14 protein-coding genes are annotated in these 15,692 nt (G+C 71.5%); 9 read left to right on the forward strand and 5 right to left on the reverse strand.

Annotated features, from left to right (window positions below; genetic code table 11):
* The first annotated feature begins 41 nt into the window (after positions 1 to 41).
* The 6 genes from aztB (at position 42) to DO944_RS08840 (ending at position 6,640) form a co-directional block, all read left to right on the forward strand.
* Positions 42 to 923 (forward strand): zinc ABC transporter permease AztB, encoded by an 882-nt coding sequence (gene aztB, locus DO944_RS08815; RefSeq protein WP_112616629.1) that lies wholly within the window; start codon positions 42 to 44, stop codon positions 921 to 923.
* The gene (locus tag DO944_RS08820) at positions 920 to 2,155 is read left to right on the forward strand and encodes a hypothetical protein (RefSeq protein ID WP_112616631.1); all 1,236 of its coding nucleotides are present in this window, start codon (positions 920 to 922) and stop codon (positions 2,153 to 2,155) included. The genes aztB and DO944_RS08820 overlap by 4 nt, the downstream gene beginning before the upstream one ends.
* Positions 2,152 to 3,054 carry a metal ABC transporter substrate-binding protein gene (locus tag DO944_RS08825; protein WP_112616633.1) on the forward strand — a complete coding sequence of 301 codons (903 nt, stop codon included), beginning with the start codon at positions 2,152 to 2,154 and terminating at the stop codon, positions 3,052 to 3,054. Before DO944_RS08820 ends, DO944_RS08825 begins: the two co-directional genes overlap by 4 nt.
* 29 nt (positions 3,055 to 3,083) lie before the next feature.
* A complete protein-coding gene (aztD, locus tag DO944_RS08830; RefSeq protein WP_112616635.1) occupies positions 3,084 to 4,268 on the forward strand; it encodes a zinc metallochaperone AztD in 1,185 nt (394 codons plus the stop codon).
* Positions 4,269 to 4,345: 77 nt separating this feature from the next.
* Positions 4,346 to 5,176 (forward strand): hypothetical protein, encoded by an 831-nt coding sequence (locus DO944_RS08835; RefSeq protein WP_112616637.1) that lies wholly within the window; start codon positions 4,346 to 4,348, stop codon positions 5,174 to 5,176.
* A 57-nt stretch (positions 5,177 to 5,233) separates the two neighbouring features.
* Positions 5,234 to 6,640 carry an MFS transporter gene (locus DO944_RS08840; RefSeq protein ID WP_309300104.1) on the forward strand — a complete coding sequence of 469 codons (1,407 nt, stop codon included), beginning with the start codon at positions 5,234 to 5,236 and terminating at the stop codon, positions 6,638 to 6,640.
* Here DO944_RS08840 and DO944_RS08845 read toward each other — a convergent pair.
* The 4 genes from DO944_RS08845 to DO944_RS08860 form a co-directional block, all read right to left on the reverse strand.
* On the reverse strand, positions 6,615 to 7,826 hold the full coding sequence (locus DO944_RS08845) for an MFS transporter (protein ID WP_112616639.1): 1,212 nt from the start codon (positions 7,824 to 7,826) through the stop codon (positions 6,615 to 6,617). The genes DO944_RS08840 and DO944_RS08845 overlap by 26 nt on opposite strands.
* 220 nt (positions 7,827 to 8,046) lie before the next feature.
* The gene (locus DO944_RS08850; protein WP_146752025.1) at positions 8,047 to 8,913 is read right to left on the reverse strand and encodes a hypothetical protein; all 867 of its coding nucleotides are present in this window, start codon (positions 8,911 to 8,913) and stop codon (positions 8,047 to 8,049) included.
* Complete coding sequence (locus tag DO944_RS08855; protein WP_112616643.1) at positions 8,910 to 9,587, reverse strand: response regulator transcription factor; 678 nt, start codon at positions 9,585 to 9,587, stop codon at positions 8,910 to 8,912. The genes DO944_RS08850 and DO944_RS08855 overlap by 4 nt, the downstream gene beginning before the upstream one ends.
* Complete coding sequence (locus DO944_RS08860; RefSeq protein WP_112616645.1) at positions 9,575 to 10,843, reverse strand: sensor histidine kinase; 1,269 nt, start codon at positions 10,841 to 10,843, stop codon at positions 9,575 to 9,577. The genes DO944_RS08855 and DO944_RS08860 overlap by 13 nt, the downstream gene beginning before the upstream one ends.
* Before the next feature lie 120 nt (positions 10,844 to 10,963).
* On the opposite strand from DO944_RS08860, the gene DO944_RS08865 reads away from it, so the two are divergent.
* The 3 genes from DO944_RS08865 (at position 10,964) to DO944_RS08875 (ending at position 14,757) form a co-directional block, all read left to right on the forward strand.
* Positions 10,964 to 11,767, forward strand: a complete 804-nt coding sequence (locus DO944_RS08865) for a Cof-type HAD-IIB family hydrolase (RefSeq protein WP_112616647.1) — start codon at positions 10,964 to 10,966, stop codon at positions 11,765 to 11,767.
* A 63-nt stretch (positions 11,768 to 11,830) separates the two neighbouring features.
* Complete coding sequence (locus DO944_RS08870) at positions 11,831 to 12,661, forward strand: aldo/keto reductase (protein WP_112616649.1); 831 nt, start codon at positions 11,831 to 11,833, stop codon at positions 12,659 to 12,661.
* Positions 12,662 to 12,684: 23 nt separating this feature from the next.
* A complete protein-coding gene (locus tag DO944_RS08875) occupies positions 12,685 to 14,757 on the forward strand; it encodes an alpha/beta fold hydrolase (protein WP_112616651.1) in 2,073 nt (690 codons plus the stop codon).
* Positions 14,758 to 14,848: 91 nt separating this feature from the next.
* Here DO944_RS08875 and DO944_RS08880 read toward each other — a convergent pair whose 3' ends face one another.
* Positions 14,849 to 15,574, reverse strand: coding sequence for a membrane protein insertase YidC (locus DO944_RS08880; RefSeq protein WP_112616653.1), 726 nt, complete (start codon positions 15,572 to 15,574; stop codon positions 14,849 to 14,851).
* Between the last annotated feature and the right edge of the window lie 118 nt (positions 15,575 to 15,692).

Here is a 15,692-nt window from a genome sequence, read left to right on the forward strand (position 1 = left end):
CAAATGAAAACGGTTCTCACTTTCATGTAAGGTCGTCGACCGTGTCCCTCCTCCTCGATCCCTTCGCCGTCACGTTCGTCCAGCGCGCCCTGCTCGGCGGCGCGCTCGTGGCGATCGTGTGCGGCATCGTCGGCACGTGGGTCGTGCTGCGCGGTATGGCGTTCCTCGGCGAGGCCATGGCGCACGGCATGCTTCCCGGGGTCGCCGTCGCGACCCTCACGGGGTTCCCGCCGATGGCCGGCGCTGCCATCAGTGCGGCAGCGATGTCGCTCGGGGTCGGAGCCCTGCAGCGCCGGGGCCGCCTCTCGGCCGACACCAGCATCGGACTCCTGTTCGTCGCAAGCCTCTCGCTCGGCATCATCGTCATCTCGGCGTCGCGGAGCTTCGCGACGGATGCCTCGGCCATCCTCTTCGGCGACATCCTGGCCATCGGTCCCTCCGAACTCGTCGCCCTCGCCGTCGCGCTCATCGTCACCGTCGTCGTCGCAGCCCTCGGGCACCGCGCGTTCGTCGCGCTGACCGTCGACCCGCGACAGGCGCAGCTGCTCGGTCTCCGTCCCCGCGCCGCCCACATCGTCCTCGTCGGGCTCGTCACGCTCGCGGTGGTCTCGGCCTACCAGGCGGTCGGCTCGCTGCTGGTGGTCGGCATGCTCCTCGGCCCCGCCGTCGCGGCCGGGCAGTGGACTCGGCGCATCGTGCCCACGATGATCCTCGCCGCCCTGATCGGCACGCTCTCCGTCGCCGTGGGCCTGCTCATCTCCTGGCACGCCGCCACCGCTGCCGGCGCCACGGTCGCATTCACCGCGATCTGCTCCGGTGCCGTCTCCACCGGCATCCGCGCGCTCGTGCGCGCCCTGACCCGCCCGGACGGGCGCCGCGCGCCGGCATCCGTCATCCCGAACACCCCGGAAAGGACCGCATGAGAACTCGTGCACCTCTCTCGCTCATCGCTCTCACCGCCGGTGCCGCCCTGCTCGCCGGCTGCCAGGCCGCTCCGTCGGACTCGGCCGCCGCGACTCCGGATGCCGATGCCACCGCGCGTGGCGACGGTCACGGCGCCATCGCCGGGGCGCGCGAACTCGCCGAGCCCGCGCTGCACCTCACCAGCATCGGCACCGACGGTGCCGTGCACCACCTCGACCTGATCGACGAGCAGTCCGAGGTCCTCGGTGACATCGCTCCCGCCGACACGCTCGACAGCGAAGGACGCTTCCTCTTCGCGGGCCGCGAGGGTGAGGTGTCGATCATCGACAGCGGCGTGTGGACGTGGAACCACATCGACCACTTCCACTACTACGAGGCGCCGTCCCGCATCCTCGGTGAGCTCGAGGGTTCCGGCACACCGCGCACCGTGACGAGCGATCTCGGGGTCGGCGTCTACTTCGATGACGGCGACCGCGGCGGCGAGGCCGTGCTGCTCGACTTCGACGCGCTCAAGAAGGGCGACATCGTCGAGAGCTTCCGCCTCGACCTCGATGCCCCCGGGTCCCTTGTCGCACCGATCCCCGGGGGAGCGCTGATCGCCGACGCCGGGTCGGGCGAGATCCGCCGCGTCGACGCCTCGGGGTCGGAACTCGACACCACGCCCTGCGTCGACCCGGCAGGATCCATCGCGACGAATGTGGGCGTCGTCATCGGATGCGCCGACGGTGCCGTGCTCGCCGTCTCGGATGCCGCTGGCACGGCTCTCGAGAGCATCCCGTATCCCGCGGGCGGGCCGAGCCGTGCCCTGTCGTTCGCGAACCGCGAGGGTCGCCCCACCGTGGCCGGTCGTACCGAGTCCTCGGCGTTCTGGCTGCTCGACACCCGCGAGCGCTCGTGGACGGCGCACGACGCCGGCCAGCCGATCGTCCGCGTGACGGCCGTCGACGACGCCGACGAGACCGTGGTCGCGCTCGCCGCCGACGGCTCGGTGATCGTCATCTCCGGTGCGACGGGCGAGCAGCTCTCCCGCACGGAGCCGCTGGTGGCGGCATCCGTCGCAGACCCGGCGCTCGCCGCGGGCGTCGACCTCGTCGCGGACCAGCGTCGCACCTACCTCAACGGGCCCGCGGAGCGAACGCTGTTCGAGCTCGATCCCGCCGACGGCGGGCGGGTGGCCCGAAGCTTCGCGACCGAGCACGCCCCCGCCCTCTTCACGGAGACGGGCCGATGAGGCGGGCGGCGCTGGCTCTCGGCCTCGTCGTCGCCGGGGTGGTCTCGCTCGCGGGCTGCTCGGGGGCAGGAAGCGACCGCCCGACCGTCGTCGTGACGACCAACATCCTGGGCGACATCGTGCAGAACCTCGCCGGCGAAGAGCTCGACGTCGTCACCTTCATGCCGCGGGACGCCGATCCGCACTCCTTCGAGCTCTCGGCCCAGGACGCGGCGACGATGCGCAGTGCCGATCTCGTGGTCTCGAACGGGCTCGGGCTCGAAGAGGGGGTGCAGCACCACGTCGACGCGTCCGCCGCGGACGGTGTGGCCCAGTTCGTCGCGGGCGATCACGTCGAGACCCTCGGTTACCTCGACTCCGACGCGGTCGACCCGCACTTCTGGACCGATCCGACCCAGACCGCGAGCGTCGTCGAGGCACTCGCCCCGGTCCTCGCCGACCTCGCCGGCGACGGCGGAACAGCCGTGACGGATGCCGGCGACGCGTACCTCGCGGAACTCGAGACGGTCGACGCGGAGATGACCGCCGGTCTGGAGTCCATCCCCGCCGAGCACCGCGCGCTCGTCACCAACCATCACGTGTTCGGTTACCTCGCGCGCCGCTACGACGTCCGCATCCTGGGGGCGGCCGTGCCGGGCGGCACGACGCTCGCGGCGCCCAGCGCGTCCGACCTGCAGGAGCTCGTCGACGCGATCGACGCGGCCGGGGTCCGCACGATCTTCGCCGACTCGTCGCAGCCCGACCGGCTCATGCGCGTCCTCGCCGACGAAGCGGGGCGCGACGTGTCCGTCGTGCCGCTGCTGACCGAGTCGCTCGCGCCAGAGGGGCAGCCCGGCGACACCTACCTCGACATGATGCGCCAGAACCTCCAGCGCATCACCGACGGCCTCACCCGATGAGGCATTTCCCTGGAAAGGAAACCCACCCCATGAAGAGAACCCTGAAGTTCGGCGCCCTCGCCGGCGCCGCAGCCCTGGTGCTGGCGGGATGCTCGTCCTCGCCCTCCGCGACGTCCAGCCCGTCCGGCGACGCGTCGGCCGAGGCATCCGTCCCCGCCGGTCCCCGGGTCGCGCTCGGCTACGAGGGCGGTGTGCTCGTGCTCGGCGGCGACGAGCTCGAGGTGATCGGAGACTTCGACTCCGAGGACTTCATCCGGCTCAACGCGGCCGGTGACGGCCGCCACGTCATGGTCACCACGTCGGAGGGCTTCCAGCTGCTCGACGTGCAGCAGCCCGAGCTCACCGACCTCGTCGTCCCGGCGGCCGCCGCCGGACACGTCGTCGTCCACGGCGGCAAGACCGTGCTCTACGACGACGCGACGAGCGATACGACGATCTTCGACACCGCCGACCTCGCACAGCTCGACGGCGCGCTGCCCGACGCCGAGGTGATCGCCGGCGTCGAGGCGCACCACGGCGTCTCGGTCGAGCTCGAGGACGGCACGCTCCTGACCACCGTCGGCGGAGAGGCGGGGCGCACCGGCATCCGCGTGCTCGACGCGGACGGCACCGAGGTCGCCTCCAACGCCGACTGCCCGGGCGTCCACGGTGAGGGCACCGCCGAGGGCGAGCGCGTCGTGTTCGGCTGCGAGAACGGCGCGATCATCTACGACGGCGGCGAGATCACCAAAGTCACCTCGCCCGACTCGTACGGCCGGATCGGCAACGCCTTCGTCGCGGAGGACAGCCCGCTCGTCGTCATGGACTACAAGGACGACCCCGACGCCGAGGGCTACCTGCTGCGCAACATCGCCCTCGTCGACACCGAGGCGAAGTCGCTGACCAAGGTCGCGCTGCCCGCCGGCGTCGAGTACACCTTCCGCGGCATCGCGCGCGGGCCGGCCGGCGAGGCCGTGCTGATCGGCACCGACGGATCGCTGCACTGGATCGATCCCGCCACGGGGGGCATCACGAAGTCCCTGCCTGTTGTCGACCCGTGGGAGGGTCCGGCCGAGTGGCAGGCTCCGCACCCGGCCGTCAAGGTCGCGGGCGACATCGCCTACGTCACCGACCCGGCGGACAGCGAGCTCGTCGCGGTCGACCTCACGACGGCTGAGATCGTGCAGACGGTGAAGCTGCCGCACGTTCCGAACGAGATCGCCGCCGTCTCCTGACGCGCCGCGCCGCCGCATCCGCTCCGGTCACCGGGGCGGATGCGGCGGACGTCCGACCTCGCCGTTAGCCTGGCGTCGTGCCGGCCGTCTCGACCTCGCAGCGCACGTATCGCTACCTGCGCCTGACCCTCGCGGGCGCGCCGGTCGCGATCATGCTCGCGGTGCTCTTCGCGATCCCCGACGTGGGAGTGCTGCCCAGCGTCAGTCACTACTTCTACAGCTCGGCCCGCAACGTCTTCTCCGCCGCCCTCGTCGCGGCCGCGGCCTGCCTGCTCGCGCTCTCCGGGCGGGGCCCGCAACGGGTGCTGCTGGATGTCGCGGCGCTCCTGGCCCCGCTCATCGCCATCATCCCGACGCCGATCTCGGCCGGCGAGGTGCCCGGCGTCGTCATCGACTGCGCTGCCCCGTGCGTTCCTGCCGGGTTCACGGACGACCTCGACAACGCTCTGGCGACGTACCTCGTGATCGGCGCGGTCGTGCTCGCGATCGGTCTCGTGCTGGCACGACGCGGCGACGTCGCCCTCCGCGACACGGGGCCGACCCTCGCCGTCGCGGCGGCGGTGCTGGCCGGCGTGGCCCTCGTGTGGACGCTCGCGCCGCAGCTGCTCGTCCGCTACGGTCACACCGTCGCGGCCTTCGGCTTCTTCATCCTCATCGCCCTCGTCGCGCTCGCCGAGGCGCTGCGGCCCTCCGAAGCGCACCCTCCGGCGAAGCGGACGCGGATCGGCTACGTCATCGTCGCGATCGCGCTCCTGGTCGATCTCGCCGCGACCGTCGTGTCGGCGGTGCTGTTCGACCTCCCCGTCGTGCTCGCAGGAGAGCTCATCGCCCTGGTGCTGTTCCTGGTGTTCTGGATGATGCAGACGGCCCAGAAGTGGTCGCTCGCCGATGCCGCGCTGCGAGCCTGAGGGGCGACCCGAAACCCGTTCTTCTCCGTGTCCGCGAGCGGGTCTACTGTTCGTCCCATGACCGCCCCGCTCAGCGCGCTGGAGACCTCGCGCATGCGCGCGTTCCACCAGGTGCTCGGCAACACTCTGCTCGCGAACGTGACCTCGAGCTTCCTCTGGTTCGCCCTGACGTTCTGGGCCTACCTCGCGACGGAGAACGTCCTGGCGACATCCATCATCGGCGGCTCGTACATGCTGCTCGTCGCCGTGTTCGGGGTGGTCTTCGGGGCCCTCGTCGACCACATGAAGAAGAAGGCCGTGATGATGCTCTCGAGCCTCATCACCCTGGCGACCTATCTCGGTGCCGGCGCGGTCTACCTGCTGTTTCCCGAGTCGATCCTCGTCGATTGGGGGCGCCCCTGGTTCTGGGTGTTCGCGGGCCTGATCCTCGTCGGGGGAGTCGTGGAGAACCTGCGCAACATCGCGCTGTCCACCACCGTGACCCTTCTCGTGCCGAGCGACCGCCGCGACCGGGCGAACGGCCTCGTCGGAACGGTGCAGGGTGTGGCGTTCATCGTCACGAGCGTCTTCTCCGGTCTCTCGATCGGCCTCCTCGGGATGGGGTGGACCGTCGTGATCGCGGTCTCCGCGACCGCGTTGGCCCTCGCGCATCTGACATTCGTGTGGATCCCCGAGCGCGGCATCGCCGCATCGCACGAGGCCGCGGCACCGGCCTTCACGTTCCGCGGCGTCGTTCCGGCGATCCGATCCGTCCCGGGGCTGCTGGGCCTGATCCTGTTCACGACCCTCAACAACCTCGTCGGCGGGGTGTTCATGGCGCTCATGGATCCATACGGGCTGACGCTTTTCACCGTCGAGGCCTGGGGAATCGTGCTCGCGGTCACCGGCACGGGTTTCATCGTCGGCGGCGCGCTGGTCGCCGCCCGCGGTCTCGGCCGCAACCCCGTGCGCACCCTGCTGCTGGTCAACGTCGGCGTCGCGGTGCTGGGGATGACCTTCGCGATCCGCGAGTGGTGGTGGCTCTACGCCCTGGGAATCTTCGTGTTCATGATGCTCATGCCCGCAGCCGAGGCCGCCGAGCAGACCGTCATCCAGCGCGTCGTGCCGTTCCAGACCCAGGGCCGCGTCTTCGGCTTCGCGGCGTCGGTCGAGTCGGCTGCTTCGCCGATCTCGGCGTACCTCGTCGGACCGCTCGCGCAGTTCGGTCTGATTCCCTTCATGCGCACGGACGCCGGTGAGCGCAGCTTCGGCTGGCTGCTCGGCGGTGGTGAGGCGCGGGGCATCGCCTTGGCTTTCGTCGCCGCGAGCGCGCTCATGCTCGTGGTGGTGCTGCTCGCGTTCCTCTCATCGCAGTACCGGCGACTGAGCCGGGCCTACACCGACGCGGCGCCGCCGGAGCCCGAGGCTGCCGCCGCTGCGGTGCCGGACCCGACCCCGGTCAGGCCGGCTGACGCGGCGCCCTGAGGCCGAACATCGCGAGCGCGGCGGCGACCACGACCATCGCGACGGTCCATCCGGCGACGCCGGCCCACCCGAGATCGTGGAAGGCGTAGCCCAGCAGCCAGCCGAACAGGCTCGAGCCGCCGTAGTACCCGAGGTAGTACAGCGAGGCGGCCTGAGCGCGCGTCTCCGGCCTCGCCGCCGCGGGAGCCCAGCCCGAGGCGATCGCGTGGGCGCCGAAGAAGCCGGCGGTGAGGATCAGGAGCCCCACGAGCACCGCGATCACGTGGGGCACCGCCGTCACGACGATGCCGATCGCCATGACCGCGAGCGCCGCCAGCAGCACCGGCAGACGTCCGAACCGCCCCGCGAGCGATCCGGCCCACGGCGAGGCGACGGTTCCGGCGAGGTAGGCGAGGAAGAGGAAGCTCACGATCCACAGCGGCAGCGAGTACGGCGGTGCCACCAGGTGGAACCCGAGGTAGTTGTACACGGCGACGAAGCCGCCCATGAGCAGGAACCCCTGCGCGTAGAGGGCCAGCTGACGGCGGTCGCGGAGGTTCGTCACGAGCCGGGCAACGAGCGAGGGGCCGGAGGTTCCGGTCCTCCGCTGCGGCGCGAAGCCGCGGGCCGGCGGGGTGAGCCACAGGAAGAGCGCCGCCGACGCCGCGCACACCGCCGCGACGGCGAACACGCCGCCGCGCCACAGACCGACATCGCCGAACGGGCCCGCGACGAGCCTTCCGAGCAGTCCGCCGATCGTGGTGCCGGCGATGTAGCTGCCGGCTGCCGTCGCGGTGTGGGCGGCGTCGACCTCTTCTGACAGATAGGCGAGGGCGATGGCGGGCACGGCCCCGAGTGCCACGCCCTCGAGCAGCCGGGCGGAGAGCAGCAGCGGCAGCGTCGGGGCGAGCGGGGCCAGCAGGCCGAGCACGGTCGCGGCGATGACCCCGGTCGCCATCGCGGGTACGCGACCGATGCGGTCGGCCACGACCGACCAGGGGATGACGCCGACGGCGAGGCCGAGCGTAGAGACCGAGACCGCCAGTGCGGCGGTGGCCGGTTCGACCCCGAACTCCGAGCCGATGAAGGGGAGGACCGCCTGGGGCGAGTACAACTGCGCGAAGGTCGCGACGCCGGCGAAGAACAACCCGGCGATGAGCCGGCGGTAAGCGGGCGACCCGGGAACATGACCGGTGAACGCACGCACCGGGCCAGCCTACGACCGCGGCGACTGCCAGCCGGACGTGAGAAGGGCCGGTCGACTCAGAATCGTCGACCGGCCCTGTCATCCCTTGCACCAGAGATCACACCGCGCAGTTGGGGGGAACTGCGTGCTTCGAAGTTATAACGACCAGGTAACGGGATGCAACGGCTGGGCCGTTCTCATCAGCGCTGCATAGTGATCGTTCAGGATCGCGGCAGGACCCTCAGCGACCCTCCCGAAGGACGACCGACCCCGCCGAGACCCGGACCTCGACGCGGTTGCGCGACGAGGGGTCTTCGGTCAGGCCGTTGACGAACGAGCCTGCCTCCTGGGTCGAGCTGACGGCGTAATCACCACGGGGGAGCGCGAGGTCGACCCCGCCCGCCTCGGCGGCGATCGTCACCGACGTCGGAGCGGTGCCCGCGAGGGAGCCCGACATCCGGCCGGCGCTGACGTCGACGGTCGCCTGACGGACCCCGTCGAGCTCGACCGAGACGCGTCCGGCGGACACTCGGGTGTCGAGGCTCGTCGCGGAGCCGGCCGTATCGATCGACCCGGCATCGGCGCGCAGCGCGAGAGCGCCGAACTCCCCGTCCGCGCGCAGGGCCCCCGCCCCCACGGTCAGCTGGGCGTCGAGTCCCGCGAGGTCGTCGGGAAGGACGAGCGTCGCCCGCGACGTTCCGCCCCACAGGCGCCATCCGCTCCACCAGTCACGGTCCGAGTCGACCACGAGGCGGTCACCGTCGCGGGCGAGCTCCCACGCCTCGGCGCCTCCCGTGCCCGTCACGGTGAGGGTCGCCTCGTCGACATCGCCGAAGGAGACCTCGACGTCGGCAGCCGCGGCATCCATCTCGAGGATGCTCACACCCGTGGTCGGCGCTGAGATCGTCGAGGTCGCGGTGCCGCCGCTGACGACCGTCGACACGACACTGGTTCCGGCGGTGAACAGGAGGAGGCCCGCGCCCGCGGCGATCGTGAGCCCGGCGATCACGCGAGCTGCGGACGACGGCGTCGACGTCGGCCCCGTCGTGGGTGGCCCGTCGGGGGCTCCCGGCGGCGTGACAGGAGGCGGGGTCAGGGTCGTGCTCATCGCACTGCTCCGTTCTGCGGCTGTGAGCCGCCGTGTTCGAGATGGACGAGAGCGGCGAGCACGCGGCGGTTGCCGTGTTCGTCCTGCTCGAGGTCGAGCTTCTGGAAGAGTGAGGTGATGTACTTCTCGACGCTCGCCTCGCTGAGGAACATCGCGGCGGCGATCGCCTGATTGCTGCGCCCTTCGGCGATGAGGGCGAGCACCGTCCGCTCGCGTTCGGTGAGCCGCGACATCCGCTCGTCGCGCGATCGGCGCATGAGCAGCTGCGCGACCACCTCGGGGTCGAGAACCGTGGCTCCCGCGCCGATGCGCTCGATCGTCGCGAGGAACTCGCCGACGTCGGCCACGCGGTCTTTCAAGAGGTAGCCCAGGGCCGCCCCCTGCGAGGTGATGAGCTCGCTCGCGTAGCGTTCCTCGACGTACTGGCTCAGTACGAGGATGGGCAGCCGGGGGTTCTCGGCACGCAGGGCGAGGGCCGCGCGGATGCCCTCGTCGGTGAACGTCGGTGGCAGCCGGACGTCGAGGATGCAGAGGTCGGGCTGGGTCTCGGCCACGGCGGCGGAGATGCCGTCGGCATCGGGGAGGGCCGCGACGACCTCGTGGCCCGAGTCGGCCAGCAGCCGGACGATCCCCTCTCGCAGCAGCGTCGAGTCCTCGCAGATCAGGATGCGCACGGGACGCTCACCTCCAGAGCGGTCGGTCCGCCGGCCGGGCTGTCGAGGCGTGTCGTGCCGCCCGCGGCGGTGATGCGGTTGATGATGCCGTCGAGCCCGCCTCCGGGGATGACCCGGGCTCCACCGACGCCGTTGTCCTCGACCCGCGCCCAGAGGGTGTGATCGTCGCGGTGACGGACCACCACGCGGCATTCCCCGGCCCGCGAGTGCTTGGCAGCGTTGGTGAGCGACTCCGCGATCGCGAAGTACACCGCCGCCTCCGCGGTGCGACTGCACCGCTGGTCGACCCGTACGTCGAGGCTGACGGGCACGTGCGAGCGGGCGGCGAGGGCGGACAGTGCCGCGTCGAGTCCGCGATCGTCGAGCACCGAGGCGTGGATGCCGCGGGCGAGCTGACGCAGTTCGGTGATCGCGGCCTTCGTCGAGGTGTGGGCCTCGGCAAGCAGTTCCTTCGCGGCGTCCGGATCGTCGTCGATCTTCTGCTGGGCGAGTCCCAGCGTCATGCCCACCGAGACGAGCCGCGGCTGCACGCCGTCGTGCAGGTCGCGCTCGATGCGGGTGCGCTCGAGCTCACCGGCGCGGACCGCGCCCTCGCGCTGCACCCCCGCGGTGCGGGCGGCCTCGACCAGCTGCGCTTCGCGCGAGGGGACGAGGATCGCCTTGGCGAGGATGCCGTGCAGAAGGGTGATCCCCACGAGGAGGGCTGCCGGCACGAGGACCAGGAGCACCCCGGCCACGACGGCGCCCTCGCGGGGAACGCTGATCCAGGTCGAGGCGACGGTGACGGTCTGCTCCGCGTAGAGCGGGGCGAAGATCAGGGCGAAGCCCGACGCGAGCAGTCCGGACAGGCTGAGCGCGATGAGCCCCAGCACCGTCGAGATCGCTGCGTGGGCGACCCCGCGCCACATCCGGCTGTCGGTGAACTGCAGCCAGACCGTGCGGAGCCAGCCGCCGAACCCGGGCCGGCCGCTGCTGCGCGGCGAAAGCGAGGGCAGGCCCCACCCGTACAGGCCGTCGACGCGGGCGTATTCGAGCCAGCCGGTGAGCCAGAGCGCGTAGACGAAACCCACCAGGATCGGCAGGCCGAGTCCGAGTGCCGGAGTCAGGCCGATCCCCGTCGCCATGAGGGTGAGGAGCACGGTGAACACGGCGGTGCCCGCGAAGCCGAGGGCGGCGAGCTGGGCGAGCGCTCCGAGCGGGCGCAACCAGGTCAGAGCACGGGATGGAGGGGCGGTGCTGGCGACGGCGGTGGTCATGGCTCCACGCTAGGACCGCGGCCGGGTGCCGCGCAGGCGAGCCGCCCGGAGACTCCCTTTCGGGTTATCCCCCGGGGGCGCGCGGCCGCAGCCGCCGGTCGTGTCGGAGAGGATGGGGGAGTGACCTCTCCCGACATCCGCCTGATCGCCGTCGACATGGACGGCACGCTCCTCGACGCGGACGGCCGCATCCCCGAGGGACTGTGGCGGCTGTTGCCGCGGCTGCGCGATCGGGGCATCGTGTTCGCTCCCGCAAGCGGACGCCAGCTCGCGACGCTTCGCCGGCAGTTCGCGGATGCGCCGGTCGAGCTCGACTACATCGCCGAGAACGGTGCGTACGTCGTCCGAGACGGCGCCGAGGTCAGCTCGGATGCCGTCGACCCCGCGTTCGCGGCATCCGTCGTCCGCCGTATCCGCGGTCTCGACCACCTCGATGTCGGCCTCGTCGTCTGCTGCAAGCGGTCGGCCTACATCGAGCGCGCGGACGCAGCCTTCTTCGCCGAGGCCGACAAGTACTACGCCGAGCTCGCTGTCGTGGACGACCTGACCTCGGTCGACGACGAGATCCTCAAGCTCGCCGTCTACGACTTCGCGCTCGCCGAGGACTCGGTCGCACCCGAGCTGTTCGACCTCCGCGAGACGCACCAGGTCGTGGTGTCGGGGCAGCACTGGGTCGACATCATGAACCCCGGGGTCAACAAGGGGCGGGCGCTGTCCCGTCTGCAGGAGACGCTCGGGGTCGGCCCCGAGCACACGATGGCGTTCGGTGACTACCTCAATGATCTCGAACTGCTCCAGCAGGCCCGCTACTCGTACGCGATGGCCGAGGCGCACCCCGAGATCGCGGCCGTGGCCCGCTACAGCGCCCCCTCGCACACCGAGGCGGGAGTGCTGACGGTCATCGAGGAGTTCCTCGCCCGCTGAGCGACGGGATCGCTCTGCGCAAGCCCGCACCGAAGACCACGGCGACGGCGTAGCGTGTGCGGCATGGTCACGATTCCCACGGTCTCGCTCAACGACGGCTCCGACTTCCCCGAGCTCGGGCTCGGCACCTACAACCTGCGCGGCCCCGAGGGCATCGACGCCATCGCCGCCGCGATCGACTCCGGCTACCGGCTGCTCGACACGGCGGTGAACTACGAGAACGAGTCGGAGGTCGGGGAGGCCGTGCGTCGCAGCGGCATCCGCGACCAGCTGATCATCACGACCAAGGTGCCGGGGCGCGACCACGGCTTCGACGAGACGATCCGCAGCGCCGAAGGCTCGCTCGGCCGGCTCGGCGTCGAGAAGATCGACCTGTACCTCATCCACTGGCCGAACCCGAGCCAGGGCAAGTGGCTCGAGACCTACCGCGCGATGCTGGCGCTCCGCGACGAGGGGCAGGTCGGGTCGGTCGGGGTGTCGAACTTCACCGAGCCGATGCTCGCCCGCCTCATCGAGGAGACCGGAGTCGCCCCGGCGGTCAATCAGGTCGAGATGCACCCCTACTTCCCGCAGGCCGGCCTGCGCGCGTTCCACGCTGCGAACGGCATCCGCACCGAGAGCTGGAGCCCCCTGGCTCGGCGCAGCGAGCTGCTGAACGAGCAGGTCATCGCCGACATCGCGGCATCCCACGGCGTCACCGGAACGCAGGTCGTGCTGCGCTGGCACACGCAGCTGTCGTCGACCCCGATCCCGAAGTCTGCCGACCCGGTCCGCCAGCGCGAGAACGCCGACGTCTTCGACTTCCTGCTGTCGGGCGATGAGATCGCGGCGATCAGCGCCCTCGAACGCGGCCGGCTCTGGGACGGCGACCCCGACACCCACGAGGAGATGTAGCCCGCGCCGGATAGCGTGGAGGCATGACGACGCCGTTCGACTCTCTCGACGACTACTACGCCCTTCCCCGCATCGACGCGGCGGCGACCGCGCCCGACGGCTCGCACGTCGTGCTGACGGTCGCGACCCTCACGAAGGATCGCACCGGCTACGAGCGCTCGCTGTGGTCGGTGCCCGCCGATGGCGCCGGTGCGCCGCGACGCCTGACCCGCTCGACGACCGGCGAGTCCGGCGCCGTGTTCACGGGGTCCGGCGATCTGCTGTTCGTGTCGGCCCGCCCCGACAACGACGCCGCGGACGGCGCACCCGCTCAGCTCTGGCTGCTTCCGGCCGCCGGCGGCGAGGCGCGCCCGGTGACGCGGCTGGCCGGCGGCGTCTCCGCGGTCGTCACGGCTGCCGACTCCGACCGCATCGTGATCGCGTCGTCGCTGCTCCCCGAGGCCGCCACGATCGAGGCTGACGCGAAGCTGCGGGCGGAGCGGAAGAAGCTCAAGGTTTCCGCGATCATCCACGACACCTACCCCGTGCGGTACTGGGACCACGATCTCGGCCCCCACGAGCCCGCGCTGCTCGCCCTCGATCTGAGCGAGCTGGGCGACGCGCCCGCCGTCATCGCGACCGCCGACCAGGCCGTCGACGAGGTCGTCGGCGCTGGCGCCGAAGCGGGGGAGGCTGCCGACGAGCCCTACCCCGCGGGGCTGCCGCGCCCGCGCATCCTGCTCCGTGGTCGTGCGGCCTCGACGGCGGGTATGGCGCTCACGCCCGACGGTGCGACCCTCGTCGCCTCGGTGCCCGAGCCGCAGGGGCGTGACGCCCGGTACCGTCTCGTCGCGGTCGACACCGCGACGGGCGAGCTGCGCGTCATCCGCGACGAGGTCGACGTCGACGTCGAGATGCCCGCGATCAGCCGCGACGGCGCCCGTGTCGCCTACGTCCGCACGGCGAAGTCCACCCCCGCGGGGCCCGCCGATCAGGAGCTGTGGGCGAGCGCCCTCGACGGTGCCGACGCGCAGCGCCTGGCCTCGGACTGGGACCGCTGGCCGAGCAGCATCCGATTCTCCGATGACGACGCGGCGCTCGTGGTGACCGCCGACCACGACGGTCGCGGACCGGTCTTCACCGTGCCGCTCGACGGCGGCGCTGTCGCGCAGACGACGCACGACGACTTCGCGTACACGCACGTCGAGCCGGTCTCGGGCACCACGGACGTCATCGCGCTCCGCTCCAATTGGATGACGCCGCCGCATCCGGTCCGTGTCGCCGCCGACGGCTCTGTCACGCCGCTGGCGAACCCGGCGCCGTCGCCGGCTACGACCGCCTCGATGGTCGAGGTCGAGACGACCGCCGATGACGGAGCCCGCGTGCGCGGCTGGCTCGTGCTGCCCGAGGGGGCGGATGCCGCGACCCCGGCGCCGCTTCTGCTGTGGATCCACGGCGGACCGCTCAACAGCTGGAACGCGTGGAGCTGGCGGTGGAGCCCGCTGCTGGCCGCGGCCCGAGGCTATGCCGTGCTGCTGCCCGACCCGGCGCTGTCGACCGGTTACGGGCTCGATTTCATCGCGCGCGGGTGGGACGCGTGGGGCGCGGCGCCCTTCACCGACCTCATGTCGATCACGGATGCGGTCGTCGCGCGCGATGACATCGACGAGACCCGGACGGCCGCGATGGGCGGATCGTTCGGCGGCTACATGGCGAACTGGGTGGCGGGTCACACCGACCGCTTCGACGCGATCGTGACCCACGCGAGCCTGTGGGCGTTCGACCAGTTCGCCGGCACGACCGACTTCGCGCCGTACTGGCAGAGCATCTTCAGCCGCGAGGGTGCGGTCGCCAACTCGCCGCATCGCTTCGTCGCCGACATCCGGACGCCGATGCTCGTGATCCACGGTGACCGTGACTACCGGGTGCCGATCGGTGAGGGTCTGCGGCTGTGGGCCGACCTCAACGAGCACCACGCCGCCGAGGACGGCACGAGCCCGCACCGGTTCCTGTACTACCCCGACGAGAACCACTGGATCCTCTCGCCGCAGAACGCGCGGGTCTGGTACGAGACGGTCTTCGCGTTCCTCGAGGAGAACCTGCCCGCGCGCGCCTGAGTCGCGACTCAGTCGCGCCTTGCAGCGCTCGCCTGACAGAAGTAGCCCCTTCCCCGCGTGGGAGGGGGCCACTCCTGTCAGATGAACGGGTTCACGCGGCGACGGGCGGGAGGATGCGGCGGAGGATGAGCCGCTGCGCCAGCGTCCAGGCGACCGTCACGACCAGGTACAGGCCCGCCGCGAGCGGAACGAACACCGCGACGACGGCGGTCGCGAACTGCGCGACCCCGAGCACCCCCGACAGGGCGGCCGGAGCATCCGTCACCCGGAAGGCTCGCCGCGTCAGCTCGCCGACGAGCGCGATCGAGGCGATGACGGCGCCGAACACGAGGGCGGCGGCGAGCGGCAGTGTGCCCGACGCGACGGTGCCCGCCAGGCTCGACCCGAGGGGGACCCCGGCGAGCGTCTCGGCGAGCAGCCCGTTGGTGTGGCCCGCGATCGTCGAATGGATGAACACGCCGTACAGCAGCCCCACGACGGGAGCCTGCACCAGCAGCGGCAGACAGCCCGCCGTCGGCGAGACGTTCTCGTCGCGATAGAGCTTGAGCGTCTCGCGTTGCAGCTTCTCGCGGTCGGTCCGGTATCGCTGCTGGAGCTCGCGCAGCCGCGGCGCCAGGCGTGCACGAGCGCGATCCGCTCGCGCCTGGGCGACGCCCGCGGGGATCAGTGCTGTGCGCACGACGACGGTGATGAGGATGACGGATGCCGCGGCGGCGAGGTCGCCGAGCGCGGGTCCGAGCGCCGCGGTCAGTGCGGTGAGGATCGAGGCCACGGCGTCGAGCGCGGCGGCGATGGGCGGGAAGGAATACAGGTCCATGGAGAGTCCGATCGACGAAGCTGAGCACGGGAGATCAGCCGCGAGGGGACGCCGGACGGCGCGATGCACGGGGCCTTCGGTGCGGGTGCGCGCGGGTGTGGAGCCGTTCCGGACGTGG

It is taken from the genome of Microbacterium sp. SMR1, from assembly GCF_003289625.1.
GTDB lineage: Bacteria > Actinomycetota > Actinomycetes > Actinomycetales > Microbacteriaceae > Microbacterium > Microbacterium plantarum.

Bases quoted from the DNA above. Each gene is read 5' to 3' on its own strand.
- DO944_RS08875 (WP_112616651.1), top strand. From the start codon at position 12,685: ATGACGACGCCGTTCGACTCTCTCGACGACTACTACGCCCTTCCCCGC.
- DO944_RS08850 (WP_146752025.1), bottom strand. From the start codon at position 8,913: ATGAGCACGACCCTGACCCCGCCTCCTGTCACGCCGCCGGGAGCCCCC.
- DO944_RS08880 (WP_112616653.1), bottom strand. From the start codon at position 15,574: ATGGACCTGTATTCCTTCCCGCCCATCGCCGCCGCGCTCGACGCCGTG.
- DO944_RS08840 (WP_309300104.1), top strand. From the start codon at position 5,234: ATGACCGCCCCGCTCAGCGCGCTGGAGACCTCGCGCATGCGCGCGTTC.
- DO944_RS08870 (WP_112616649.1), top strand. From the start codon at position 11,831: ATGGTCACGATTCCCACGGTCTCGCTCAACGACGGCTCCGACTTCCCC.
- aztD (WP_112616635.1), top strand. From the start codon at position 3,084: ATGAAGAGAACCCTGAAGTTCGGCGCCCTCGCCGGCGCCGCAGCCCTG.
- DO944_RS08820 (WP_112616631.1), top strand. From the start codon at position 920: ATGAGAACTCGTGCACCTCTCTCGCTCATCGCTCTCACCGCCGGTGCC.
- DO944_RS08860 (WP_112616645.1), bottom strand. From the start codon at position 10,843: ATGACCACCGCCGTCGCCAGCACCGCCCCTCCATCCCGTGCTCTGACC.
- DO944_RS08825 (WP_112616633.1), top strand. From the start codon at position 2,152: ATGAGGCGGGCGGCGCTGGCTCTCGGCCTCGTCGTCGCCGGGGTGGTC.